At 40.2% G+C, this 26,670-nt stretch carries 18 protein-coding genes; 8 read left to right on the plus strand and 10 right to left on the minus strand.

Annotated features, from left to right (window positions below; translation table 11 throughout):
• Position 1: 1 nt before the first annotated feature.
• The 4 genes from H7R46_RS16735 to gspF form a co-directional block, all read right to left on the minus strand.
• Entirely contained in the window at positions 2–340 is a 339-nt protein-coding gene (locus H7R46_RS16735) for a tRNA-binding protein (RefSeq protein ID WP_005065945.1), read from the minus strand.
• A gap of 145 nt (positions 341–485) precedes the next feature.
• Complete coding sequence (locus H7R46_RS16740) at positions 486–830, minus strand: hypothetical protein (RefSeq protein ID WP_002114661.1); 345 nt, start codon at positions 828–830, stop codon at positions 486–488.
• Between the two features lie 266 nt (positions 831–1,096).
• A complete protein-coding gene (gene gspG, locus H7R46_RS16745) occupies positions 1,097–1,681 on the minus strand; it encodes a type II secretion system major pseudopilin GspG (RefSeq protein ID WP_005065943.1) in 585 nt (194 codons plus the stop codon).
• 23 nt (positions 1,682–1,704) lie between these two features.
• Entirely contained in the window at positions 1,705–2,910 is a 1,206-nt protein-coding gene (gene gspF, locus H7R46_RS16750; protein ID WP_005065941.1) for a type II secretion system inner membrane protein GspF, read from the minus strand.
• A 148-nt stretch (positions 2,911–3,058) separates the two neighbouring features.
• Here gspF and H7R46_RS16755 point away from each other — a divergent pair, with 148 nt between their 5' ends.
• From H7R46_RS16755 to H7R46_RS16780, 6 genes are all read left to right on the plus strand, one after another.
• Positions 3,059–5,287, plus strand: coding sequence for a primosomal protein N' (locus H7R46_RS16755; protein WP_005065939.1), 2,229 nt, complete (start codon positions 3,059–3,061; stop codon positions 5,285–5,287).
• A 76-nt stretch (positions 5,288–5,363) separates the two neighbouring features.
• Positions 5,364–7,208 carry a monovalent cation:proton antiporter-2 (CPA2) family protein gene (locus H7R46_RS16760; protein WP_005065938.1) on the plus strand — a complete coding sequence of 615 codons (1,845 nt, stop codon included), beginning with the start codon at positions 5,364–5,366 and terminating at the stop codon, positions 7,206–7,208.
• A gap of 163 nt (positions 7,209–7,371) precedes the next feature.
• Positions 7,372–8,247 carry an Hsp33 family molecular chaperone HslO gene (locus H7R46_RS16765; RefSeq protein WP_017481969.1) on the plus strand — a complete coding sequence of 292 codons (876 nt, stop codon included), beginning with the start codon at positions 7,372–7,374 and terminating at the stop codon, positions 8,245–8,247.
• A 137-nt stretch (positions 8,248–8,384) separates the two neighbouring features.
• Positions 8,385–8,996: a LysE family translocator gene (locus H7R46_RS16770; RefSeq protein WP_005065933.1), complete on the plus strand. Its 612-nt coding sequence runs from the start codon at positions 8,385–8,387 to the stop codon at positions 8,994–8,996.
• 146 nt (positions 8,997–9,142) lie between these two features.
• Positions 9,143–10,099, plus strand: a complete 957-nt coding sequence (locus H7R46_RS16775; RefSeq protein ID WP_005065930.1) for a DnaJ C-terminal domain-containing protein — start codon at positions 9,143–9,145, stop codon at positions 10,097–10,099.
• 11 nt (positions 10,100–10,110) lie between these two features.
• Complete coding sequence (locus H7R46_RS16780; RefSeq protein WP_002114963.1) at positions 10,111–10,440, plus strand: chaperone modulator CbpM; 330 nt, start codon at positions 10,111–10,113, stop codon at positions 10,438–10,440.
• 230 nt (positions 10,441–10,670) lie between these two features.
• Here the strand turns inward: H7R46_RS16780 and H7R46_RS16785 are convergent, their stop codons facing one another.
• From H7R46_RS16785 to rpsO, 3 genes are all read right to left on the minus strand, one after another.
• Positions 10,671–11,882, minus strand: a complete 1,212-nt coding sequence (locus H7R46_RS16785; RefSeq protein WP_005065927.1) for a magnesium transporter CorA family protein — start codon at positions 11,880–11,882, stop codon at positions 10,671–10,673.
• An 85-nt stretch (positions 11,883–11,967) separates the two neighbouring features.
• A complete protein-coding gene (gene pnp / locus H7R46_RS16790) occupies positions 11,968–14,055 on the minus strand; it encodes a polyribonucleotide nucleotidyltransferase (RefSeq protein WP_170814194.1) in 2,088 nt (695 codons plus the stop codon).
• Between the two features lie 257 nt (positions 14,056–14,312).
• Complete coding sequence (gene rpsO / locus H7R46_RS16795) at positions 14,313–14,582, minus strand: 30S ribosomal protein S15 (protein ID WP_002114951.1); 270 nt, start codon at positions 14,580–14,582, stop codon at positions 14,313–14,315.
• A 210-nt stretch (positions 14,583–14,792) separates the two neighbouring features.
• Between rpsO and H7R46_RS16800 the strand changes: the two genes are divergently transcribed.
• On the plus strand, positions 14,793–16,091 hold the full coding sequence (locus H7R46_RS16800) for a serine hydrolase domain-containing protein (protein WP_005065923.1): 1,299 nt from the start codon (positions 14,793–14,795) through the stop codon (positions 16,089–16,091).
• Between the two features lie 700 nt (positions 16,092–16,791).
• Here H7R46_RS16800 and recD read toward each other — a convergent pair.
• The 3 genes from recD to H7R46_RS16815 all read right to left on the minus strand — a co-directional run bounded on the left by recD (position 16,792) and on the right by H7R46_RS16815 (position 25,989).
• A complete protein-coding gene (recD, locus tag H7R46_RS16805) occupies positions 16,792–18,543 on the minus strand; it encodes an exodeoxyribonuclease V subunit alpha (protein ID WP_005065919.1) in 1,752 nt (583 codons plus the stop codon).
• A gap of 108 nt (positions 18,544–18,651) precedes the next feature.
• Positions 18,652–22,350 (minus strand): UvrD-helicase domain-containing protein, encoded by a 3,699-nt coding sequence (locus H7R46_RS16810; protein ID WP_005065916.1) that lies wholly within the window; start codon positions 22,348–22,350, stop codon positions 18,652–18,654.
• A gap of 3 nt (positions 22,351–22,353) precedes the next feature.
• A complete protein-coding gene (locus H7R46_RS16815; RefSeq protein WP_005065914.1) occupies positions 22,354–25,989 on the minus strand; it encodes an exodeoxyribonuclease V subunit gamma in 3,636 nt (1,211 codons plus the stop codon).
• A 168-nt stretch (positions 25,990–26,157) separates the two neighbouring features.
• On the opposite strand from H7R46_RS16815, the gene H7R46_RS16820 reads away from it, so the two are divergent.
• A complete protein-coding gene (locus tag H7R46_RS16820; RefSeq protein ID WP_005065913.1) occupies positions 26,158–26,664 on the plus strand; it encodes a hypothetical protein in 507 nt (168 codons plus the stop codon).
• Positions 26,665–26,670: the final 6 nt, after the last annotated feature.

Raw genomic sequence — 26,670 nt, forward strand, 5'->3', positions numbered from 1 at the left:
TCTACAATAACTTTGTACCCAGAGGCACTTCAAACTCTGGGATACAAAGTGCGACATCGCCATCTGCATTATGAAATCCTGTCACCAAACATTCTGACTGAATAGGCCCTATTTGTTTTTTAGGGAAATTCACTACAGCAACGACTAATTTACCCAACAAATCTTGTGGCTGATAAAGCTTAGTAATCTGCGCACTTGATTTACGCACACCCAATTCTTCACCAAAATCTATATGTAAAATATAAGCAGGTTTACGCGCCTTTTCAAAAACCTCAGCTTGAATAATTTTACCAACACGCAGCTCTACTTTAAAAAAATCATTCCACTCGATTTGTTCCATTTCATATTTCTCATTTTCTTAAGTTGCTGATTTGAAGCATATAATATGTACAAATGAAGAAACATCCTGCTTTTAAGTCCAGTTAAAAAATAAAACGTAGAAGTTGAGTCTACGTTTTATCTAAAAATTTGTTTTTAAAATGTTATTAAAAAGCTATCGATAGTTGCAGAGATAAATATGCAACTAAACTTGATAAAAAGACCATAGGTACATAACGATAAGCTTTAAAAAGGAATTGCTCATATTGAGTAGATATTTGTTTAGCTTGCCAGACGCTCGCTTTTAATGCTGTAAAGAAGCTCACCATTAACCATGCGCTCGCAATACTTAACGCGAAGAAACCAATCATGATTTGGCTACTTCCCTCTGTACTCAGCCATAACTTTAATGACACTTCAGCAATCGGCAATAAACCCAAAATCAATAGGACAGACTTGAGCATTACCCAATGAAACTGAGTCAGTTCATCTACTATGAGAAATGCTTTCATTTAATCTCTCCTTTTAATTGAATAAAGTGCTTTTTATTTATTATGCAAAGCTTTCATTTAAATATATAGCTTATTTTTCTCTACATTTTAACTTTCTTGTAACTATTAAATATGGGAATAATTCTTATTATAAATCTCAAATATTGACATTAACTTTAGTTTATATTTTTCAGTTAGTTATTATATTTTACTGATTGAGAGAGATTATCAATTCGTATTATCATTTTAACTGTTTAACTGAATTGATAATCTCCATTACATTTTAATTAAGGTTGATAATAAATATCTGCATCATTACCTTCACCGCCTTCTTTGCCATCTGCTCCAAATGAGTACAAGTCAAAAGCTCGACCATCTGCCCCAGGAATGACATATTGAATATCGTTTTTCCAACTATCTTTAGGATAACCACCTTTTACATAACCACCTGGCATCCAGTTTTTCGCTGTAGCAGGCTGGTTAACCAAAGCATCTAACCCACCTTCTTGCATGGTTGGGAAATGACCATTATCTAGCTTGTACTGATCTAAAGCACCCGCCACACCCTTTAATGCAATTTGAGTCGTATCAATTTTAGCTTTTTCACTACGCCCCATGACATTTGGTACGATTAAAGCTGCTAACACACCTAAAATTACAATTACGACCATGACTTCAATGAGGGTAAAGCCTGAGGCACGTTTCATTCGAGCACCGCTCGAACGTGCCGCAAGTCCGAAAGCTGTGCTTGAGGAGCAAACATCTGATAGAGAGCTATGCTCGGAATGGCACGTTGGCTCAAACTGATTTGAAACCGCAGATTCACTATGTTGTTCCATCGCTGTTTCGCTTTGAATATTTTTTACTTTCATCATTATCTCTAATATCAAAGTTATTAAATCATATTGTTCATATTTACGATTGGCAGCATAACCGCGATTACAATAACCAGTACAATGCTTGCCATTAAAACCAGCATAAGCGGTTCAAGTAATGCCAGTAAGGTTGAAATAAATGTCGTCACCTCACGGTCTTGCATGGTCGATGCTCGTTCTAACATCCTGTCAAGCTCGCCTGATGCCTCTCCACTTCGAATCATTTGTACCATCATTGGTGGGAAATAACCACTGCGCTCCAGTTGCGTACCTAAGTTACCCCCCTCTGTCACTCGCTCAGCCGCATGAGCAATTGAATCGCGGATGACCCAGTTGTTGGTCACAGCAGCACCAATTTTTAAGGCATCGACCAAAGGCACACCTGAACGGGTCAAAATAGATAAGGTACTGGCAAATCGTGCAGCATTAATACCACGTGATAGTTTACCGAATAATGGCAATTTGAGTGTTAATCGATCAAAAGCATAATGTCCAGCAGTGGTTTTTAAAAACCGTACGAATGCAATAACACCCACCACTGCAAAAAGAATAATGAACACCCACGCGTGACGAATAAAATCACTGGCTTTCATTAAAGCGACTGTAATCCACGGTAAAGCATCTTTATTTTGATCAAAAGTTTTTACAATCTCTGGCACAACATAAGTCATTAAGCCCATCACAATACCAAAAGACATCAGCATTAAAATGATTGGATAAATCATGGCGCCCTGAACTTTCTTTTGCATAGCAAAGCGGTTTTCGGTGTAATCCGAAAGCTGATCTAAAATGAGATCTAAATGTCCCGAACGTTCGCCAGCCGCCACCGTTGCAATATAAAGGTCAGGAAACCGTCCAGATTGCTGCATACCTTGTGCGAGTGAATGCCCTTCTAAGACTCGAGAACGCACAGATAATAAAAGATTTTGCACATGTGTTTTTTCACTTTGCCTACTCACGGCGCGCAAAGCTTCTTCAAGTGGAATAGCAGCGGCAACCAAGACCGAAAGTTGTCTGGTCATGAGCGCCAAATCGTAAGCACTGAACTTTTTTTGGAATAACCCCTGACTCTGATGTTTATCTTTTTGTTCAACAGGGTCAACGCTAATTGGTGTCCATGCTTTATCGCGTAATTGTTGGCGAATCTGGCGCGCTGAGTCTCCCTCAAGCACCCCTTTTTGCTGCTTCCCTGAAGCATCAATGGCAGTAAATTGATATGCAGGCATGGTAATGTTCTAATTTTCCAAAAATAATAGTCGCTGCTGTTGCATCTATGCTACGCAATCATTCATATTCGTTCTATAGCCTGTGTAGAATACCCAAGTCCTCTTCACGACGCTATGCCGTTTTTTAAAATTGACGAAATGAGCCTCTATGACCATAACGCCAAAGCCTGATTCAGTTGTTTATCGTGTGCGTGTAGCCGTACCTGTACATCTGTACGACACTTTTGACTATACACTCACCCAAGCACAATATGAACGGGCTCATGTAGGCTCACGCGTCGCTATTTCATTTGGACGCCAAAATCTGATTGGCATCATTACTGAAAAAGTTGACCCAAGTGAATCGTTTACAGGCACCTTTCAGCTTAAAGCCATTTCTGACCTTTTAGATGAAGAACCTATTTTAGATGAACAAGTTTTAAGTTTATTGACATGGTCAGCTCAGTATTACCAATTTCCAATTGGCGAGGTCATGCAAACCGCCCTACCTGCATTATTGCGTCAAGGCAAACCAATGGATGTTTTGTTCCATCTTTGGAAAATCACGCCATGTGATAATGTTGAAGCGCTTCTTAAACGTTCTGTTAAGCAACAAGACGCATATCAAATTTTAAAGTTACACCCTGCCGGAACTACAGAGAATATTCTTAATTTAAGTGGTGTAGAAACGGCTACGCTTAAAGCACTTCAAAAGAAAGGACTGGTTGACTGTACGCTTGAACCACATGACTTTAGCCCATCGCCTGTTCAATTGGCACAAATGCCGCTCACCCTAAATGAAGACCAAAAGAAAGCAACTCAGCACGTCGTAAACGCACAGCATCAATACCAAGCCTTTTTATTAGATGGTTTAACAGGAAGTGGTAAAACTGAAGTTTATCTGCACATCATGCACGAGGTGTTAAAGCAAGGGAAACAAGTACTGGTGTTAGTCCCAGAAATTGGTCTAACCCCTCAAACGATTTCTCGCTTTAAGTCGCGTTTTAACTGTGATATTGCTCTATTACACTCGGGCTTAAATGACTCCAAACGCTTGCAGGCATGGCAACAGGCCCAGACTGGCAAAGCATCTATTATTTTAGGAACGCGCTCTGCCATCTATACGCCACTGCCACGTTTGGGCCTCATCATCTTAGATGAAGAACATGATCTCTCTTATAAACAGCAAGAAGGCTTCCGCTACCATGCACGTGATGTCGCTCTTTATCGAGGTCACTTACAAAGCTGCCCTGTTATTTTAGGTTCAGCAACTCCAAGCATAGATAGTTATTATTTAGTCGAAACTGGCAAATTAACTGCACTGCAACTCAACAAACGTGCTGGACATGCACTTTTGCCTAAAATGCATTTGATTGACCTTAAAATTGTCAAAAAACAGCATGGAATTAGCCAGCCCCTTATTGAACAAATCAAACATACATTAGCTAGAAAAGAACAGGTTTTAATCTTTTTAAACCGTCGTGGATATGCACCTGTACTGGTGTGTGAAAGCTGTGGCTGGCAAGCAAATTGTCCGCATTGTGATGCGCATTTTACGTTGCACACTCAGCCTTATTCTTATTTACACTGCCACCACTGCGGTACTGTTCATCGCTTACCCGATCACTGCCCTGAATGCCAGCAAAAAAGCCTAAAAACCTTAGGTGCTGGAACGGCTAAGGTCGAAGAGCACTTACAAGAACTATTTCCAGACTATGATGTGATTCGGGTTGATCGTGACAGTACCAGTCGTGTCGGTAGCTGGCAAAAAATCTATGATCGTATTCATCAAAACAAACCAACAATTTTGCTTGGCACTCAAATGCTGGCTAAAGGCCATCATTTCCCACATGTAACTTTGGTTGCTATTCTAGATATTGATGCTGGGTTACTTAGTGTTGATATTCGCGCACCAGAACGTACTGCGCAGTTAATTGTACAAGTCGCTGGTCGTGCAGGCCGTGGTGAACATAAAGGCCATGTTTATTTACAAACCTTAAGACCTGACCATCCATTACTCACCACACTCATCGAAAAAGATTATCGAGCGGTTGCTAAACAGACTCTTGCGGAACGTAAAGTCGCATTGCTGCCACCTTACCGTTATGCAGTACTGATACGTGCAGAATCCAAAGATCGTGACTATACCTTACATTTTTTAAATGAAGCTGCTGAGCAACTTCGTCAAGTGGCAGGTGACATTGTTGATATTTGGGGGCCAATTCCAGCCCCTATGGAGCGTAAAGCTGGACGCTACCGCGCCCACATGGTGATTTTATCTGCTGACCGTGCTCGCCTCCATTTTTACTTAAGACAATGGTGGTCACAATTGGTTCATGCACCAAGGCAGCATCAACTTAGGCTATCAATTGATGTTGATCCTCAAGAATTTAATTAGATGGCTTGAATATCATGGTGTGAAGAAGCCTTTTTGGCTTTACACTTAAAAGAGACTAATACATTCGAGGCAATGAATGTCATTCCTACTGCAAGCAACAATTTTTCTTGGAGCTTCTCTGATTTTAGTCCCTCTTGGCAAACGCCTAGGGATAGCAACAGTTTTAGGTTATTTATTTACAGGAATACTTCTGGGTCCTAGTGTTTTAAATATTGCACATGACCCTGAAGCAATTATGGAACTTGCCGAATTCGGTGTCATTTTATTGATGTTCTTAATCGGCTTAGAGTTACGCCCCCAACGTTTATGGGAAATGCGTGACTCTATTTTTGTAATGGGAAGTCTGCAAGTCCTCATTAGTGGGGCTATTCTTATGCTGATCGTACTATTACTCTTTCAACAGCAGCTTTCTGTCAGCTTTGTGATTGGTTTTGCCCTTGCGCTTTCTTCTACAGCTTTTGTATTACAACTTCTGACCGAAAAGCAGCAACTCAATACGACTTATGGTCAGCAGTCTTTTTCCATTTTACTTTTCCAAGATATAGCGGCTATTCCCTTACTTGCCATTATTCCATTATTGGCAGGAACAGAATCAACCCATCATGGGGTGGCTTATTTTGCGGCTATCATTGCAACGTTTACTGGTCTATTTCTGTTTAGTCGCTATGTGATGCGTCCATTCTTCCGTTTTGTTGCCAAAAGTGGAGCGACTGAACTTATTACAGCAGTAGGATTATTTATTATTCTTGCTGTTGTCTTGCTTATGGATACCTTAGGAATTAGCACTACATTAGGTGCATTCCTCACAGGTGTATTATTAGCAGATTCAGAATTTCGCCACGAAGTTGAAGCGAGCATTGCACCATTTAAAGGTTTATTGCTTGGCTTATTCTTTATGACCGTCGGCATGACCACACAGCTGTCACTGCTCATTGAAATGCCTTTGCTTATTATTGGTGGTGCAGTCGGCTTATTGCTCATCAAAACGCTGATATTGACCGCTATTGCTCGCTATAAAAAATACAGTTGGAATAACAGTTTGCTTTTAGGTACTTGCTTGGCACAAGGTGGAGAATTTGCTTTTGTAATTTTGAGTCTTGCAAAAAGTGAGAAGGTTTTAACTCAAGCTATATTAGAACCCGTGACCCTGATCGTAACATTGTCGATGGTACTTACTCCAGTAATTTACTGGATTATGGCAACTCAGATCATTCCTTTGTTTAATAAAGAACGTCCACCTGAATATGACGAAATTCCACAGCAGGATAACCCGATTATCATTGCCGGTTTTGGTCGATTTGGACAAATCATCGCGCGTATTGCCCGCCTACAACATTTAGGCTTTACTGCAATCGACAACAATCTTCATCAAGTGGACTTTGTTCGTCGCTACGGCGGTAAGCTCTATTATGGCGATGTGACCCAGCCCGATTTACTGCGTTCTGCCGGTATTGAAAAAGCTAAAGTATTTATTTTAGCGATTGATGATGTTGAAGACTCTATGAATGTCGCGCGTCATCTTAGATTAAATTATCCAAACTTAAAGCTGTTGGCTCGTGCTCGTGACCGCCACCATGTCCATCTTTTAAGAGATTTAGGTGTTGAATACATTTGGCGTGAAACGTATTTATCTTCATTAGGAATGGCTTATCGTGCTTTACGAGAACTTGGGATCTCTGATGAACAAGCCTATAACAATATCGAAATCTTTCGGGATTATGATGAGAAATTGCTCATACAGCAGCAAAGTATTTATACTGATGAACAGAAGATTTTTGAAACACATCGTAATGCCTTAGCCGAGCTTGAACATTTGTTTGAAAGTGATGCGCAGCAACAGGCTACATCAAAACATGATGTTAATTTAAAGCGTCATTTACAACCAAATCGCATCGACATTACAAGAGATCATCTAGAATAACTTGAGATTTCAGAAAATGGCTATATTAAGGACTTATTCACATTGCCTAAATAATTGGACAATGGGCACAAAGCTGCCCCTGTCCGGCTTGCGGCTTAGCTGCATTTCCTGAGCTTGATTAAAACGAAATAGTTATACTCTGCTTAGGGCCCTGGAGAATATTATGTCTGATTTACGCCAACGCTTTTATATAGAGAACTTTCCAGTACGTGGAGAAGTAGTTCATCTAGAAGAAGCCCTACAAACTATCTTAGCTCAACGTGACTATATGCCTGCGGTTAAAATTCTGCTAGGTGAAATGTTGAGTGCGACTGCATTACTTGCAAGTACACTAAAAATCAAAGGCCGTATCAGCTTGCAAATCCAGGCTAGCGGCACCTTCAAATGGGCGATGGCTGAATGTAATCATTTAGGAGAGGTTCGTGCTTTAGCGGACTATGAGACCGACCCTCGCTTTGTTGAAGCAACAGACAGCAGCACAGTTCTTGGCGCTTTAGTTAATCCAGTTTTATTTATTAACATTGAACCGGAATTTGGCGAACGTTATCAAGGGATCGTGCCGCTTGATCAAGTGACTTTAGCGGGTTGCTTGATGCAATATTATGATTTATCTGCACAAATTCCAACTCGTATTGTGTTGGCAAGTACAGATAAGCGTTCTGGCGGTTTACTGATTCAACTCTTACCACGTCATGATGAAGAAGAGCAAAACTTGGTCGATGAAGATTTATGGCCACGTTTGACGATGTTGACCGAAACATTAAAAGCTGAAGAGCTTACCAATTTAGATGCAAATGAAATCTTATATCGTTTATACAACGAAGAAGAAGTTCGTTTACCAGAAATTGAAGCATTAAAATTTGGCTGTACATGTTCAAAAGAACGCTGTGCAAATGCCCTGATTCAAATTGGTGTAGACGCTGTTCATGAAACCCTAGAACATCAGAACCCGATTCGTATGGACTGTCAGTTCTGTAATACGCAATATACCTTTACCGCTGAAGAGGCTTTAGCGTTATTTGGTGAACATTTAAGTTAATCTTTTAACTTTATAAAAAGGCGGTTATACCGCCTTTTTATTTACCTGTATGTTTTGATGATAATTTTCAACATGTTAATTTAAATAGGATAATATAAGGCTACTTTATAGCCTAATAAATAAGATGCCTAAATACCATGAATTATTTTGATTATTTTCTCTTTATTTTTAGTGTAGTTATCATGATTGCGACCCCTGGCCCTGTCATGATTTTAGTTGCAAGCGCTGGACTTAAAGGGGGCTATAAAAAAGCACTGGAAACCATTTTTGGTACAAACCTAGCATCCCTTGTTTTAATTTTTATTTCAGTACTGGTTTTAAAAGGAGTACTAAGCGTTAATGATAGTTACCTCAATATCATTCGTATTTTAGGCTGCTTATATATTGGTTATTTGGGTTTTAGTATTCTCAAAGAAGTGATTCAGGCTCCTCATCCAGAAGCGATACAAACAGTTTCAGCACAAAATGGCGGCTTTAAAAAAGGTTTTCTTGTCGGTATTTCAAACCCAAAAGATATTATCTTTTTCTCGGCTTTCTTTCCGCAATTTGTCTCTATTACCCCTCAGTTAAATTTAAGTTTAACCCTACTTACGCTGACATGGATTGTTTTAGACTTCCTCACATTATCTTTGGTTTATATCTTTTTCCGCCGCCTTTCTAACAGTCATTTATATCCCCAAATATTAGGTCTGTGCGGTTTATTACTTCTACTTATTGCTCTTTACGGCTTATATCAGAGTTTCATCTAATACATTAGAGGTATAGTCTAATTTTTCTATACCTCTTTATGTTGCTCTGTATTTCGTAATAGAACAACTCTTATACAATCTAGCTTATTGAAAACTCTAAAAATCGTTTCATAATGAAATAAACAACACCATCGTGATAAAACATTATGGCAAAAAATTATTATGAAGAATTAGGGGTTACACGCAAAGCCTCTGCTGATGAAATTAAAAAAGCTTATCGAAAATTAGCCCGTAAATATCATCCCGACATCAGCAAAGAAAAAGATGCGGAAGAAAAAATGCAGGCCATTAATGTTGCCTACGACACATTAAGCAATGCAGATAAAAAAGCCGAATATGACCAAATGTTAGATCATCCTCAAGGTTTTAATAACTTTGGTCAAGGTGCTGCACAAGGTGGTTTTGATGGAGCACAGTTTTATCGCCAAGGTTTTACAGGCGGTGAACAAGCAGACTTTAGCGGTTTTGAAGATTTATTTGGTCGCTTTGGTGCGGGTTTTGGCGGTGGGCAACAACAATATCAAAGACAACAACGTAGTTATCGCGGTGAAGATCAACATGCCAGCATAGAGGTTGATCTTGATATTGCCTATCATGGTTCAACCCAGCAAATTACTCTGCAAATTCCAACCATGAATGCTTATGGTGAGCCTGAAGTTCAACGCAAAACCTTGCAGGTAAAAATACCAAAAGGCATGAAAGAAGGTCAGCAAATCCGCTTAAGTGGGCAAGGCCAAAGTGGGATTAATGGTGGTGCTAACGGCGATCTTTATATTGAAATCCAGTATAAAGATACAGACCGTGTTCATGTCGAAGGCAGTGATGTGTATCTGACTGTAGATGTAGCTCCATGGGAAGCAGCATTAGGTCAAGGTATTGAAGTGAAAACACCAGCAGGGCCTTTAAATGTCAATTTACCTAAAAATGCAAAACAAGGACAACAGCTACGTTTAAAAGACAAAGGGATACCAAATAAAACGCCAGGGCATCTGTATTTAAATTTAAATATTGTATTCCCCCCTGCAAATTCTGAAAAAGAAAAAGAAGCGTATCAGCAATTGGCAGAAGCCTTTGCTTCATTCGAACCTCGTTCATCTCATTAGGGAGCAAGATCATGACAACCATTCACTATCGAGAAATTGTATATGACGGCCATACCTTTAGTGCTGAGGTCGTTGATGAACAATCGACATTTGATTTACAACAATTTGCCCAAGCTTGCGGCCAAAGTCCTGACTGGATTCTTCAGCTCATTGAATATGATATTTTATCAGTCGAGAACACACCTGAAGCACACCAGTTTATGGGTGAAGATGTCGCACGCGCACGTAAAGCGTATCGTCTACAACGTGACTTTGACGCAAGTTTGGCGGCAGTTGCTGTGATGTTAGATTTGATTGATGAAGTGCAACAACTTAGAAAACAGTTGAAGCATTTTCATTAGATTAGATAGTCACGACGGGGTCCTACTGGCACTCCCTATCTATTTCATCAGTTAATTACGTTACTTTTGTTTTGGCAAAAGTAACCAAAACCATTGTCATCCACAAAACCTGTTCACTACTTTCATTTAAAATATTACTTTGCAAAAACAATAATTTCTAAATTATGGGCAGGTTGTGGATGAGGCTTAGCTCAAGCAAATTTGGAAAAAATTCAATAAAAATTGAAGAATTATTTCAACCGAGTAATCTTTTCCACTTCCTTCAATGTCTGCTTAATCGGTTCATACTCCAAAAACCAAAACAAATTCATCCGATCTTGGCGATGCTGTTGAGCCAGTAAATCAATCACACTTTTTTCACCGCGCCCCACCAAATGTTGTCGATAGAAGTAATAAAGCAAGAAAATCGTACTTAGCAGCATGACACCCAGCATAATCCAGAAACCTACTGGTGATTTAAGTCCTGGAATAAACTCAAAGTTCATTCCGTAAATACCCGTTAAAAGCGTAAGCGGTGCAAATACGGCAGTAATAATGGCAAGAATACGCATATTTTCATTGGTCTGGTTTGCAATTGCCGAGAAATGCAAATCAATCGCCGACTGAATAGCGCTACGTAAACGTAAAGTATGTTTTTGAATACGTTCGACATGACTCATCAAATCATTCAAACGAACTAACAGAAGATCTTGAGAACTATGCGTCTTCTCACCAATAACATGATGATAGTTTTCTACAATTTCATCTCGAAACTCTTGTAAGGTTTCGATTTGCTCTTCGCATAAATTTTCAACCTGTTGAAAGGCCATGTTTTCATGAAACAGCTGATGCCATTGTTTAAAACGGCGATTACCTTGCAGCAATTGCTGTTGCCAATGCTCAACCCTTCTAGTCAAAGGTGAACGGATATCAAGGTAGCCATCCACCATACTATTGAGCAGTCGTAAACATAAATCTACAGGTGAATTAGGAAGCTTACGGGTTTTATTTTGTTCTTCCAAAGTTTTACATAAAATATTTTCGAGACGTTGAATATAGTTTTCAATCGACTTATTGCCCTGCTCACGAACACTAATCAGAACTTTAGGAGTAAAAATAAAGCTAATCGGCGTGGTTGCTAGGCCAAATACACTCTCATGGGATTCCCCATTTTTAATTTCATCATCAGGTGTAACGAGCTTTCTAAAAATAAGCAGGTCATATTCTTCAAGCGTATCAAATGCACAAGGATGCTCAATATTGGCAATATCTCGCATATGAAATTCATTAATAACCACGCCTGAAAGCTGCTGAATCTTTTGTTGCCATTCTTCGTTATGGTTCACCACATCAGCTCTGACACTATCAACCCAGAAAAACTCTAGAATGTGTTCATGATGCTGTTCACGGCTTAAAAAGACATAACCATCAGCTTGATGGCGATAAAAGTAATAAACCTGCATACCACAATGATCTGTTTTTGTATTACTTGCATCATGCCATAAAAAAAGTCCGCATCAAGCGGACTTTTTCATGTCACCAGAACAATTATGCTTGTTCAATGTCTTTCATAGTCAATTTGATACGACCACGATTATCAACATCAGCAACTTGTACTTTCACTTCCTGACCTTCTTTAAGAACATCAGTTACGTTCGCAATACGTTCATTTGAAATTTGCGAAATGTGAAGAAGACCATCAGTACCCGGCATGATATTTACAAACGCACCGAATTCTACGATACGGATTACTTTACCGTCATAGATCTTACCTGGTTCAACTTCAGCAGTAATTGCTTGAATCTTAGCAATTGCAGCTTTAGCAGCAGCTTTAGTTTCACCAAATACGCGAACTGTACCATTGTCTTCGATATCAATTGCAGCTTTAGTTTCTTCAGTAATTTGACGGATAGTTGCGCCGCCTTTACCAATAACATCACGGATCTTGTCTGGGTTAATGTTAATCACTTCAAACGTCGGTGCATGAGCACTGATTTCAGCACGAGCACGTGAAATGACTTTATTCATTTCGTTTAGGATGTGCATACGACCAGCAAATGCTTGGTTTAATGCAACTTCCATGATTTCTTCAGTAATACCTTCAATCTTGATGTCCATTTGAAGCGCAGTAATACCGTTTGCAGAACCTGCTACTTTAAAGTCCATATCACCTAAGTGATCTTCATCACCCAAGATGTCAGAAAGTACTGCGAAACGCTCGCCTTCTTTCACTAAGCCCATTGCGATACCAGCAACTGGTGCTTTAAGCGGAACACCTGCATCCATAAGTGATAATGAAGCACCACATACAGAAGCCATTGAAGATGAACCGTTAGATTCAGTAATGTCAGATACAATACGAATTACATACGGGAAGCGGTCAGCAGCAGGAAGAACTGCTTGAACACCACGACGTGCTAAACGACCGTGACCAATTTCACGACGCTTAGGACCAGATTCACGGCCTGTTTCACCTACAGAGTATGCAGGGAAGTTATAGTGCAACATGAAGTTGTCAGTTTTAGTACCAGCAAGGGTATCAACCATTAACGCATCACGAGTATTACCCAAAGTTGTTGTTACCAACGCCTGAGTTTCACCACGTGTAAACAATGCAGAACCGTGTGCACGATCTAATACGCCAACTTGAACGTCGATAGCACGAACAGTTTTAGTATCACGACCATCGATACGTGGCTTACCTGACAAGATGTTGTCACGTACTGTACGGTATTTAAGGTCTTCGAATAATTCGTTTACTTCATCAGCAATACCAGTTTCGTCATTTTCTGGAACGAACTGAGCTACAGCTTCTGCATAAAGTGCATCAAGTGCTGCATAACGATCTTGTTTAACCGCAATTGTATATGCTTCAGAGATTTTCGCTTCGAAAGCTGCTTTTAATTGCTCAAGAAGAGCTTCGTTTTTAGTTGGAGCAACCCAAGTTGACTCAACAGCACCAGCAGCGGCAGCAAATTCTTTAATCGCTTGAATTGCGATTTGCATTTCGTCATGACCGAAAAGAACAGCACCAAGCATTTGGTCTTCTGAAAGTTCTTTCGCTTCAGATTCAACCATCAATACAGCAGATTCTGTACCTGCAACCACAAGGTCAAGGTCACTTTCTTTCAACTGTTCGAAGTTCGGGTTAAGAACATATTCACCGTTGATTAAACCAACACGTGCACCACCAATTGGACCACGGAAAGGAGTACCAGCAATAGATAATGCTGCTGATGTACCAAGCATTGCTGCAATGTCAGCATCCATAGTTTTGTCAGAAGAAACAACTGTTGCTGTTACTTGGATTTCGTTGAAGTAACCTTCTGGGAACAACGGACGAATTGGACGGTCAATAAGACGTGAAATTAAAGTTTCAGCTTCAGAAGCACGACCTTCACGCTTACCGTAACCACCAGGGATACGACCAGCTGCATATTGTTTTTCTTGATAGTTCACTGTTAACGGGAAGAAGTCTTGACCCGCTTTTGCTTTAGGCTGAGCAACAACTGCAACTAAAACAGTTACGCCACCCATAGTGATTAAAACTGTGTTTGCTTGACGTGCAACGCGACCCGTTTCTAAAACGACTTGATGTTGACCGAATTGGAATTCTTTACGAACGATATTAAACATTGACATGTATTGTATTTTCCTAATTTTATTCTAGTGAGACCCCTAAGGTTTGGCATTCAGACTACACCGATTGGTAGATAAATGACAAAGCTTAGAAGCCATCACACTAGATCAATTATTTAAAATAAGTTAAACGCAAAGAAGGAGCGCACAAGCGCCCCTTCTAAAAATCACTTAACCTAACATTAAGTGAAACTCTCTTTTCAGCGATAAAGCATTGCGACATGCGAAATAGCGAAAACAAAGTAAAAATCGAATTAACGACGTAAACCTAAAGCACCGATCAAAGCAGTGTAACGACCGTGGTCTTTACCATTTAAGTAGTCGAGCAATTTACGACGTTGGTTAACCATACGGATCAAACCACGACGGCTGTGGTGGTCGTGTTTGTGAGCTTTGAAGTGACCTTGTAAATCATTGATTTGAGCAGTCAATAAAGCTACTTGTACTTCTGGTGAACCAGTGTCATTTTCAGCGCGAGCAAATTTAGCAATGATCTCTGCGCGGTCTGCATTAGTTAAAGCCATTCGATTTCTCCGAGATGCTTAAAAAAGTAAACGATATGAATCAGTTGATGCAACTGACTGCCGTGCATCACTACAGCAAGTCGCCTATTTTAAGGTATCTATAGGTGGATTGCAAAATAGTTTTCAGTAACTTGTCATTTTAGACACTGACATGAAGACTTTAACCCTGCACACTAGCCTCGAATAAAAAGAAAGAAGCGCGAGGGACGTGTGAAAATTTTTTCAACCAACACTTGTCCAGTACCGGACAATATTGAGCAAGTCATTCGACAAAAAGATGAAGTTGCTGCTGAACAGGGTGGAATGACTGAGCGCCAGATTCAAAAAATCTGGAACAGTATAGAAGGACTATATAAAACCGGAAACTATCCACTCATTACCTTTTGTTTACGCAGACAAGGTAAAATTTTACTCAATCGAAGCATTGGATATGCTCAAGGGAACTCTCCAGCAGGCCTTCAAGAAAATGCCCTGATTGCAACACCTGACACACCTGTTTGCCTATTTTCAGCATCAAAGATGATTACAGCCATGTTGATTCATCTATTAGATGAAAAAGGCGAAATCAACTTGCTTGATCCCGTGAGCTATTATGTTCCTGAATATGGGGTAAATGGTAAGCGTCGTGCAACGATCTTTCATTTATTAGCACATCGTGGCGGCATTCCTTATATTGATGGCGATGTCACACCAGATTTATTATTTGATAAAGAAGAAATTTTAAAACGTTTATATGCTGCCCGACCTGTGTCTCCTGCTGGCAATCACCTTGCCTATCATGCTGTTACGGCAGGTTATATTTTAGGAGAAGTCATTGAACGGGTGACTGGGCAGGATTTACGTGAATTTGTACATCAAACTATCGAAAAACCAATGGGGATGCCTTATTTCAATTATGGCTTAAAACCAGAATACCGTTCAGAAGTCGCCTTAAACTGTGCAACAGGTCTGCACCCTCGCCTTGGTACCGATCACTACCTGAATCATGTGTTAGGTGGCGGTTTACAACTTGCAGTTGACGTGACTAACGATAGTCGTTTTATGGACACCATTTGCCCAGCTGGAAACATCTATACCAGTGCAGAACAAGCTGGCCGCTTCTTTGAAATGCTTTTAAGTGGTGGAAGCTATGGCGGTCAGCAAATCTTTAGTGAGAAAACAATTTTCAGAGCAACACTGCCAACCACAGGCGTTAACATTGACCGTACTTTGTTAATTCCAATGCGCTATGCTTTAGGACCAATGTTAGGTAGCAATCCTGTAGGTCTTTTTGGCCCAATGACAGGACAAGCATTTGGTCATTTAGGATTCTCTAACATTTTATGTTGGGCCGACCCTGAAAGAGATATCAGTGTTTCCTTATTAACAACTGGTAAATCTGTAGTGGGTACTCACCTACCTGCTTTAGCTAAAGTGCTCTATCAAATCTCAACTCAATGTCCACGTATACCGAGAGATCAACGCCGTTCGTTATTTGGTAGTGATTCTCATGAAACTGACTTAGTGTAGAAACAAATAAAAAACCCAAGCAGAAATGCTTGGGTTTTTTGCGCTGTAGTTTTTGTTTATCGTGTTATTGCTGTTTTTATTGTCGTTGGTGAGATGCTAGTCACATCCTTCTTGTTGTTTTAACTCACTTCCGATGTTTTTGTTTCTATTTCCTTATGTGATGTATTGTGACATATCCAATTATGAAGAAAAGTAGTATTTTTCTTATCATCATGTAAGTGAAAACGTACAGGTCTGTATAATATTTGGTAAATAGCCATTTTTACCTTTAACGTACAGTTCTGTATAACATATAACTTAACAATTCACAGGAAAAATGCCTATTTTGAGATCATATTATAGATAAATATATTGATATTATTGATTTAAATCTTTAGACAAAAACAGAGTGAAGATAGTGTTAAAAACGAAATGTTCGAATGCTTTTTGAAACATGGTGAAAAGTAGAATATAAAAAAGCCCTGTAGTCTCTCCCAAAACTACAAGGCTTAGCGGCTGTAAGTTTCCTCTTTATACACCTACTTCATTGTAAGTTCGCAGTCTCTCGACTTAAGTTATTATTATTGTGCGATTTTGCCCGACATTCCGTGCCAAGCTCGTTGTGCGTTTATAATCTCAAAAACACGGGGTGTACTCTAGCAGCAAATATCTCGAATCTATGTAAGCTTTTTCTTACAAGGATAAAAATATTAAGTTTGTCTTAACGAACTAACCGATTAACTTTTTGAACTAAACCGCTTTTTCGTGTAGTACGAACTGTAAATGCTTGTAATAAAGCCTCTTGATGCACTAAAAGACTGACTACCTTCTTAGCTCGTGTAATCGCAGTGTAAATAAGTTCTTGGCTTAATAAGTTCTTGGCAGTCTGATCTAAAACGACAGCAGTGTGTGTAAATTCAGACCCTTGCGATTTATGAATCGTTAAAGCGAATGCACTTTGAATACTTTTAGGTAATCGATTTGCAGCGACCCATTTATTCAAACTTGGAAAATATACTTCAAACTGCTGTGGCTGAGTTCTGTGCTCAAAGCACAAACCAATATCGCCATTTGAAATACCGAGCTGATAATCGTTATAAGTCATCATTACAGGACGACCAACATACCATCCCCCTGCTGTCACTATTGAAAGTTGCTGTTGCAACCAACGCTGCGCATATTGGTTTAACTGCTGCAATCCAAACGGACCATGACGAACCGCGGTTAAAATTCGGTAGTCATCAAATGCTTTTACTACATTTTGGACTTGTTCAATCGAGCGCTCTTCTTTTAAATAATTTTTTAGACTCTGTACATACCCTTGAAAACCGAGCATTAGCTTTTGATAATAGGTATCTAGGTCTAATAGATTCCCTTCTGGTAAATACTCAAGCTGAACCACATCTGGCATGTCACTTTGTAAAACTATAGGCTTTAATTCTGAAACCTCAACAATATCAATTTCAAACTGCTGCAAAACAGCTGCATGATCCTGTTGATAGGTTTGTGCCTGAATAAATTTAGCCACTTGTCCAATCAATGCACCTTCAGCAAAACGACGACTGGTTTGTAATTGTACTCGGTTATCAGCCAACGCCTGTATTTGCTGCAAATCTGCAAGAACCGCGCCAACATCGACAGAAGCAAGCTGATTTGCATCTCCTAATAAAATAATTCGACAAGACTCAGGCACTGCTTCGAATAGAAGAGTAGCCAGATTTAGATCCAGCATGGAAGCTTCATCGACGACAATCACATCATAAGGCAAAGGCTGTTTTTGATTAAACCGTGGTGTCTGGCTATGTCCCATCCCCAACAAACGGTGAATCGTTTGTGTTCCCTGATTTCTGAGCTCTTCACTAACTAATCCGGACTCAAGCAATTTAGGATCATTAAACGAGTTCTGTAAAGCTTCTTGCATTCGCTGTGCTGCTTTACCTGTTGGAGCAGCCATCGCTACACGAATATGTGGAATTGCTTGGCTAAGTACAGCAATAATACGTGCCAGCGTATAAGTCTTACCTGTACCCGGCCCACCGGTAATAATACTCAGGCTCTGCCGAGCAACCATTTGTAAAGCTGCCTGTTGATGAGGATCGGTAAGCAGGTCTAAATAGTCATCACAAGAGACAGGTTGAATTAATTGTTGCTTTAATCGACAAATTTGTTCTGCAAGTCGTTGCTCTAGGTGCCAATATCGGTATAATGCCAACCCCTGCTCATCGTAGACACACGGCGCAACTTTTAAGGTTGCTTGATCGGCAGATATAGCAAGCTGACCAAGTGCTGCAATTTGCTCTGAACTGACATCGATACAGCTATCGCCTTGTAAGCTCGCTTCAATAAGCTGCTGCAAGTAAGAAGTGGCTTCTGGTACTTGCGATTGTTCAGTAAATGGAGCCTGATTTAAGAAGTTACTCCACGTTGTTAACCAACTTAAATCGGCTTGTTCAGGGCTGTTTAGATTGTCCACACACTTATCCACCTAGTTTTCCACACGCTTGTCCACATGGTTATAGACAGGCTTATCCACATGTCAAGTATTTGTTAATCTTCAATTTACGCTTTTTATCAGCATTTTTCATGCTATTTTATCCTCAGCAAAATACCCCAAAATGGCATCAAGACGAAGGATAAACTCGACGCTAGGTTGCCAGTAATAATACCCCTGCTCCGCTTCACCATTCATACCACGTAAATAAAGATAAGTTGCCCCACCCAAATGTTGCTCAATCTGGTAATCCTGCATTTTGACTTGCAAATAGCGATGTAATGCAACGAGATATAAACCTGCTTGTAGCCAATAACTTGCTAAAGACATGCTTTGGGCAATGCTATCACTACGATAGTCTGCAAGATCATCACCTAAGTAATTACTTTTATAATCGGCAATGTGATAACGCTGCCCATCAAAATAAACCAAGTCTATCGAACCATTTAAATAGCGTGCAGAACGAGCCTCAAGTAATTCCGGCATATTCAACCCATACTCAGCGAAAAGCTGCTGAATACGTGTCATCGCTAGAACCCGATCTGACAGTGCCAAATAAAAAGGAAACTCTGACAAATACTGTTCTTGTTGAAGTTGATTTAGCCGGAAACCTTGATAAAGCGGTGTTCGCAAAATATCTTTTAACCACTCTGCAACTGACTGGTAAAGCAGATTCTCGGCGTCCTCTTGGTCTGGGAAACTCTCGTTATATTTATTCAATAAATCTTGCCAAAGGCTACTATAGTCATTTTTAAAACGACGACGTATTTCTATGACCCAGTCATCTGAACATTGAAAATCGATGTGCTCAAAGATTTCATGCAAGAAATTACCGGCAAGCGTTCCTCTAGGAAAGTTATTCTTTATCCAGTCAATCGGCTGAGCACTGATTGCTTCAGCAGTGTTAATTAAGTCTAACTCATCTTCTGCTAATACAGCATCATTGCTCTGGCTGGCCAATAAATCCGTGCCAGTCTTATGTTTTAAATGCTGTGCCAAGTAACTGAAACTGGTTTTCCCTCTCGAATAAAAACGTTGTTCAGGGAATCGTTGTGCTTGTATTTCAATAACACTGGTTTGCTTGGTTAAATGAATTGCTTGTGGAATCTGTTCTAAAACCATTTCATCCGTACAGCAACGGTGTTGAAAAGGTTCAGCTCTATTTTTCCAAAAAGCGAGACCTGATACTGACTTGCCATCAAGATCTTGTAGAACAGCATAGACGCGGTGGCTTGCTCGCGTTAAAGCGACATACCAAAGTCGATTCTGTTCAGCGAGCGCTCGTTCTTCGTGCTGCTTAAGTTCAATTTCATTCAAATAAGTCTTGTCAGCAATCGCAACGACACGTTGAGTCAAAGTCTGGTTTGAGTCCGGTGTGACAATGTCTTGAGTCGAAAAATTGAGTGTTTTATTATTTTCTCGAAAGGGCTTGTCTGCACCTAATAAAAATACAATCTTAAATTCCAGCCCTTTTGACTGGTGAATTGTCATGAGCTGAACACCAGCTTCACTCGACAATTTACGCTCTAACTCCCAATCACGGTCAAGAGGAGAACGCAACTGTTTGAGATACCAGTGATAGAGGTTTTGCGCGCCTGAGTACTTCTCACTGTGCTGACTCAAAATTTCAGTTAAATGACGCAAGTTCACCACAACCCGTTCATTATCTTTACTTTGAGCTGCAACCAAATTTTGCCATATATCAAACTGGATGAGGCATTGTTGCCATGCCACTAAAAAGCCTTGAGCGGACCACAACTCTCTAATCGTGTCAAAACCAGTCATAAACTGGCTTAACCCTTCGGCTGTCTGCTCAAGTTGCAAGAGTTGTTTTAAATCCATGGCAAATAGACGGCTAATCAAAGCTCGCTTCACTTTTGCCTCATCGTAAGGATGAAGTATGGCGGTCAGCAAAGCCCCCACGTCTTGAGCAATCGTACAATCGAAAACACTTCGTTTTGATGGTCTATTAATCCGAATTCCTAAACGTTCTAGCTCAAATTGAACTTTATCTAGCCCATCATGATTACGAGACAATACCGCAATATCATCTTCGTTTAAGGTTTGAGTCTGAGCATCTTTTTGAAAATATAGTTGTCCAGCATGTGATTGGTTAAGTAGATCTCGAATCTTCCAAGCAACTTGCTGAGCCTCTGTTTCTTTATCTTTGAGCATTAACCAGCGCAAAGGGTGAGGATTATGATTGTTCTGCTCAATCAGTACAGGATGAGGCCGAGTGCCTGCTCGAATTGGGTCATATTGAACTTCTTCACCAAAGTCGATTTGTCGTTGAAATAAGGCGTCAACCACATCAACCAGATCTGCAACGGAGCGATGGTTATGAATTAACTTATATTCGCGGCCATGTTTGGCTTGAATATCTTTATAGGCATTTAAGAAGGTGAGCATATCCCCACCACGGAAGCCGTAAATCGCCTGTTTACGGTCCCCCACCATAATCATGCAGCCTTTTTGGTAGCGCTCTGGATGGCGCCAAATACTCGCCAACATGTCGTCTTGATCTTGGTTGGTATCCTGAAATTCATCGACCAAAATTAAGGGATAACGCGCTTGAACAAATACAGCAAAACGTTGCCCCTGCTCACCTTTTAAAGCTTCTGAAAGTGTACGAATTTGCTGAGAAAAAGTAGTTTCACCTTTATTTTGCAAAACCTGTGGTAAACGTTTTTTAACCTCTACACATAAATAAGCTTTTAAATAAATATGAAGCTGGTCGAACTGCTCGGCGTAGTTTTTCAGCATACCAAACAGCTTCTGAATTTGCTGAATACAAGGATGCTGATAGAAACCATCTGAAATTTCAGCAGGGCATTTTTTGAAAACTTTTTGATCGGCAAGTTGACCTAAAAACTTAAAAATAAGTTCTCTTTGTGCGGCTAATGACCAGTCAAAAACTAAAATAATGTCGCTTTGCTTTAGAACTTGTAGTAGCTGCGGTAAACATTCACTAAATAGTTTATTAAATGCCCCATTTCTAAATACTGTTCCGCTCACATGTTTATAGTGCTCGCCATCAAGCAAGTAATATGCTTCTAAAAGGCTGATATCAATTTCTGTCGCTAATTGTTTGAGCTGAGCAAGCTGTTCAAATTGAATGGTTGGTTTTTCGGGAAGCTTAAAATGAGCCGAACTAAAATTCAGTGAGTCTTCAACGAGTTTGACAAAACTGTCGACACTCTTAAGCTCACCTGCCAAATACAACGCATCAATCACAGTCTGAGGTTGAGACTGTATCCATTCACGCAGTACATCATGGATCAGTTGCCGACTATAAGTTTTAGCATCATCCGTAATTTGAGCGCGTTCAATTTTGCCGCTCTCAAAAGCAAACTCACGTAATAGTTTTTGACTAAAGCTATCGAGTGTCCCGACAAATAACTCGTCTAATTGATCTATAACCAATTTCAAACGTTCACACGCATAGGCAATACGCGTCGCAAAATGCTTTAGAATATGCTGGAGTAATAAATCAGGTTCTTGCTCTGCCTGCGTAAGTAATTCTTGTTCTGTAAAACTACGCTTGGCATCTAAATAACGGTACGTTTCAACCAAACGTGCACGAATACGGCTTTTTAACTCGGCAGCAGCAGCACGGGTAAACGTGGTCGCAATCACTTGTCTAGGCAAGTATTTTTCAAGAAAGATACGGACCATCAAACTGGATAAGGTATAGGTTTTTCCTGTACCAGCCGAAGCTTCAATTAAGTGTAAACCACTAAATTCAATATCAATAATAGGTTGATAAGACACCTGTACTCTTGAGTTCATGCCTTACTCCGAATGTTGAAATTGAAAAACCGGATGATACAAATCATACGCAAACTCATCACAAGCATGTTGAAGCAAAGCTTGCGCATCTTGTTCTTGCAAAATAAAGCTCCAGTCTTGATGCAACTTACAAGCTTCATTTTGAGTCATATCCATCGTGGTAAATGACCCTGTTTCATTCCAGTATTTTAGCAGCTCAGCATAGCTCTTCTCATCCAGTTTTGCTTTTTCTGTCTGATTTGTTGTTTCCCACTGATATGCTTTAGCTTTTTCTAATGGCTTTAATAATAAGGCTGCTGGTAAAACCAATGGTTGTTGCTGTGCATGGCGCCAGATTTTAAACCATGGTTGTAAATATTGCCGAGCTTGCTCAGAACTAATCCCACTACAAATCACAGTTTGATCGCTAAAAACCACAATACGGCGCTTTTCAGCTCCTGCACTACCCTCATTCAAATAAGCTAACCAGAGCAGATATTCTAACCAGACTTTAGCACGTCTTTTTGCGCGAGCGCTTGAAGGTTCCATACTCACCCAGTCCCGAGTTTCAGACTTCGGAACCGTAATATTCATATGAAGCTGTTTAGCAATTCGCCAAATACGCTGAGTTGTTTGTGTCACTGCTGGTGCATAATGGTGAAGGCGTTCAAGTAAACATTCTTGCTCAAAAACACCTTGTTGCCATGCGCTATATTTGACTTTACCGACAGGCAACTGATCAATTAATACTTCAGGTTGTGCTTGCTGTTCAGATTGTTGTAAAAAATGTCGAATCGCATAGCGCCCTAAACCATCTAATAATAAAGGTTCATTTTGGTCGAGTACTCCGACGCTTCCTAAGTTTTCTACCCCTAAAGTTTTCAAATATAATCGTGCAGGGAATGTCACATCCTGTATCCACTGCTGGCTTTCTAAAACCAGTATGTCAGGTATTTGTAGCGGATAGGTCGTATTCGCCCAAGGTTGGCGACTTCCTGAAACTTGCTGAATTTGTGAAGCGACCTTAAACCAGTGATCTTGATAACGGGTAACACTTTTTTCTAGAGTAAAACCTTTCGGATCAAAGGGCTGTAAATCATGTAAGTGATAGAGTTGCTTTAACTGTGATGGAATTTCAATCCCTTCAACAACTATATTTTCAGGTTCACTATCTTCAGCTTTCACAATCAAGGCAAGATGTTCACGGAACTCTTGAAGAATACTGGAAGGTTCGCGTACCTCGCCATCGTTCACATCAAAGCCGTTATAAAACAGCCATAAATTATCTTGGGCTAATAATAAAGCATCTAAAAAAGCACCTTGATCATCTTCAAGTCGAGAGCGATCGCCTAACTGTTGACGCAGTGCATCCATCAAATCAAATGGAACATGGGTATCGCGGTTTGGAAATTGTCCTGCATCAAGATTTAGCATGACCATTAAACGATAAGGTAACGGTCGAATGTGTCCAATTTGGGCAAAGGTAATTTGCCCTGTCGGTTCAGCTTGTGCACTTTGGCTTTCTAATGTCCGTTGAATTTCTTCAATAATATAAGGCAGAGGCAAGGTAATTTTGCGCAAAGTTCCTGTTTCTGTCTCGGCGTAATAGCTTGCGAGCGTCAACATTCGTTCTTGTTTTTTAACAATTTCACGCACAGCTTTTAGAGCAGCAACACCAACCTGCTCAAATTCAACAATATCTTTGCCTAGTACCTGAAGCCAATATTCAACCGTATAGACTTTTCCTTGTTCATGCAGAGTCAGCCAATCACGGCGCTCGTTCAAATCCTGATAAATCTGAATGAGTGTACCCACCAACTCGAAATCGCTCGGTTGAACTTTGGCATAACTCAACACCTGATTAAACGTCGCATGTACAGGCACGGCAATGCCGAGAGCCAATCGCTCTAAGGCAAATTTAAAGCTATATCGATAATCATCATCACCGTCACACAAACTGCGCTTGAGATGCTCTGCATCAAGCCCTCGTTTAAAGCCCGCATCAGCAAGCAAATTTAAAATCCGCTCAACCTGAACATACTCAAGTTCGTAACGTTGCTGGGTCGCATGCAAGCTTAACCAATCAGCAAAATCATCAAAACTAAAACGGCCCTGCATCAGTTGAATACGCCCAATTACTGCACGCCAAGCATTAAGTGCATCAAGTGATGCAACACCTGCAATCTTTACTGGCAAATGCACACCCTGCTCAGTGGCAGTAGCAGGAAATACACTTCGAATTAAAGGCTCTATGTCGGCCAAATTAGGAACTAGAACTAAAATATCGTTTGGACGGCGCGGCTGTTCATGCGGTTTAGCCAACCAACAGATTAATTGCTCTTTTAATACTTCAAGTTGACGTAGAGTCGAATGACAAACATGAATCTGAATAGAGTCATCATCGGAAGCAAGCTCATATTGTTTCGCTTGCGGTTCTACCAAATGTAAAATATCTGACTGAACTTTACCAAGCAGACTTTCAGGAAAATCATCCACAAAAGCATCAACCCACTTACCTTCTTCACCTGTAGATAAATTCGATAATAAAGAAAAGTGATCGCGGGCTTGTTTACCCAATCGGGTTAAAAGCGGATGTCTGGACTCACGCGCTTCAGCATTAAAGTTGAGTGTAAATTTATTAAAGAAATCACTAATTTCAGCATCAGTAGCCTTTGGATTTTTCGCAATAAAACGCTCTTTTACCCCTAAGTCATAACGCTGTTTCCAGAGTGGATCGACACTATCGGCCCAATATTCTTGTGAAGGGTTATAGTGCAAAATCAGTACATCAATGTATTGGCCTAAACGGCGCAAGAACTGTAACTGGCTTGGCGGCAAATCTAATAACGTAAAGATCATCACCTGATTAGGTAATCTTGAAATAGCACGCTTACTGCGGTCCGGATGATCTAACTCTTGCCAAAACAATGCATCAATTTGCTGCATTTGCACAAAATCATCATGAAAATGTTGCTGCCACAACCAACGCTGCCAACGCTCTAGCTCCTCAGTTTGATGTAATGCAAAAGCAGTCACTTCTTCATCTTTCTGCACAATATATTTTTCAATATCGAGTGCTCGGCCCTGTCCCCAAGCAGACAACCAGTTTTCCGGACAGGTACAACTATTTTCACAACCACGCTGGCACTGTCCACGATAAATCATATAGTTGCTAAATAGATCGGCAACCTGCTCAGCGACCCAATACAGCATTTTTTGTTTTTTTAATTGTTTATCTATGCCTTGTTCGAGTCGATCTGCACTGTCATAAATACGCTGAACAATAGAATGTAAAGGATGCGACGTATCGATGCTCATCGTGTCAGGTTGAATAAATTCGTGTAGAGCCTGATGCACCCGCCATTTAAAAATCAAACGCGGGATGTTCGCTTTACGGACCTGTTCTTTATGCGCAGTTAAAACTTGCTGATAGGCAAACCATTGGAAACCTCGTACCCGTTGGTGAAACTGGTAATTGGCACTCATGCCTTGTTGTTCTGCAAGTTTTTGTATCAGCCACTGCTCGACCGCAGGACTTGGAACAATAAAATGTTGGGTTTTCAAAACCTGTAATGGATGCGTTGAAGCTTGAGATGTAGACGCCAATACACCTTGCAACAACACATCAATACGTTGACTTTGAATAACATGGATCCCCATTTATTTCATTTCCTGCTTGCATAATTTATGCACAAAATCATAAACATTCATTACTATACAACTGAATCTGACTATGTCACGTTGGTTTAAACACAGCATAATTTAACTTAAGGTGTCACTTACACTTGGTTTGAATGACGCCATCAAGAACTTATACAGGTAGACATTATGAAAATTGACAAGATTCCTGACTATATTGATCCTAGCCTAAATCTGGAACAAATTCGCGATGAGTGCCATGATCTCATCAAAAAAAGAGCTTACGTCTCAGCCGGAGCGGCAATTGTACCGATTCCTTTTTTTGACGTGGCGGTAGATTTGGGAATTTTGTCGCACCTGATTCCAGATATCAATTCCCGTTTCGGTTTAGCACCTGAGCACGTGAGCGTTTACGACCCAAAAACTAAAACTATTCACTGGGATGAGTTACGTAAACGCGGTTTTGAATTTTCAGGTTTTGTAGTCGCACGCACGACCGTTAAAAAAACATTTAACGGCTTTTTAGGCAAAATCGTAACAAAACAGGTGACTAAATTTATACCGCTAGGCGGACAAATTGTAGCAGCAAGTTTAGGCTATTTCATGATGAAAAAAATAGCAGAAACTCATCTGAATGACAGTTATAACCTTGCAAAACGTATTCAGCAAAAAAGCCGTAGCACCATTGTAAATTAATGTTTG

The organism is Acinetobacter sp. BEC1-S18-ESBL-01 (genome assembly GCF_014169935.1).
Lineage (GTDB): Bacteria > Pseudomonadota > Gammaproteobacteria > Pseudomonadales > Moraxellaceae > Acinetobacter > Acinetobacter pittii.

Bases quoted from the DNA above. Each gene is read 5' to 3' on its own strand.
- H7R46_RS16735 (WP_005065945.1), bottom strand. From the start codon at position 340: ATGGAACAAATCGAGTGGAATGATTTTTTTAAAGTAGAGCTGCGTGTT.
- H7R46_RS16740 (WP_002114661.1), bottom strand. From the start codon at position 830: ATGAAAGCATTTCTCATAGTAGATGAACTGACTCAGTTTCATTGGGTA.
- gspG (WP_005065943.1), bottom strand. From the start codon at position 1,681: ATGAAAGTAAAAAATATTCAAAGCGAAACAGCGATGGAACAACATAGT.
- gspF (WP_005065941.1), bottom strand. From the start codon at position 2,910: ATGCCTGCATATCAATTTACTGCCATTGATGCTTCAGGGAAGCAGCAA.
- H7R46_RS16755 (WP_005065939.1), top strand. From the start codon at position 3,059: ATGACCATAACGCCAAAGCCTGATTCAGTTGTTTATCGTGTGCGTGTA.
- H7R46_RS16760 (WP_005065938.1), top strand. From the start codon at position 5,364: ATGTCATTCCTACTGCAAGCAACAATTTTTCTTGGAGCTTCTCTGATT.
- H7R46_RS16765 (WP_017481969.1), top strand. From the start codon at position 7,372: ATGTCTGATTTACGCCAACGCTTTTATATAGAGAACTTTCCAGTACGT.
- H7R46_RS16770 (WP_005065933.1), top strand. From the start codon at position 8,385: ATGAATTATTTTGATTATTTTCTCTTTATTTTTAGTGTAGTTATCATG.
- H7R46_RS16775 (WP_005065930.1), top strand. From the start codon at position 9,143: ATGGCAAAAAATTATTATGAAGAATTAGGGGTTACACGCAAAGCCTCT.
- H7R46_RS16780 (WP_002114963.1), top strand. From the start codon at position 10,111: ATGACAACCATTCACTATCGAGAAATTGTATATGACGGCCATACCTTT.
- H7R46_RS16785 (WP_005065927.1), bottom strand. From the start codon at position 11,882: ATGCAGGTTTATTACTTTTATCGCCATCAAGCTGATGGTTATGTCTTT.
- pnp (WP_170814194.1), bottom strand. From the start codon at position 14,055: ATGTTTAATATCGTTCGTAAAGAATTCCAATTCGGTCAACATCAAGTC.
- rpsO (WP_002114951.1), bottom strand. From the start codon at position 14,582: ATGGCTTTAACTAATGCAGACCGCGCAGAGATCATTGCTAAATTTGCT.
- H7R46_RS16810 (WP_005065916.1), bottom strand. From the start codon at position 22,350: ATGAACTCAAGAGTACAGGTGTCTTATCAACCTATTATTGATATTGAA.
- H7R46_RS16815 (WP_005065914.1), bottom strand. From the start codon at position 25,989: ATGGGGATCCATGTTATTCAAAGTCAACGTATTGATGTGTTGTTGCAA.
- H7R46_RS16820 (WP_005065913.1), top strand. From the start codon at position 26,158: ATGAAAATTGACAAGATTCCTGACTATATTGATCCTAGCCTAAATCTG.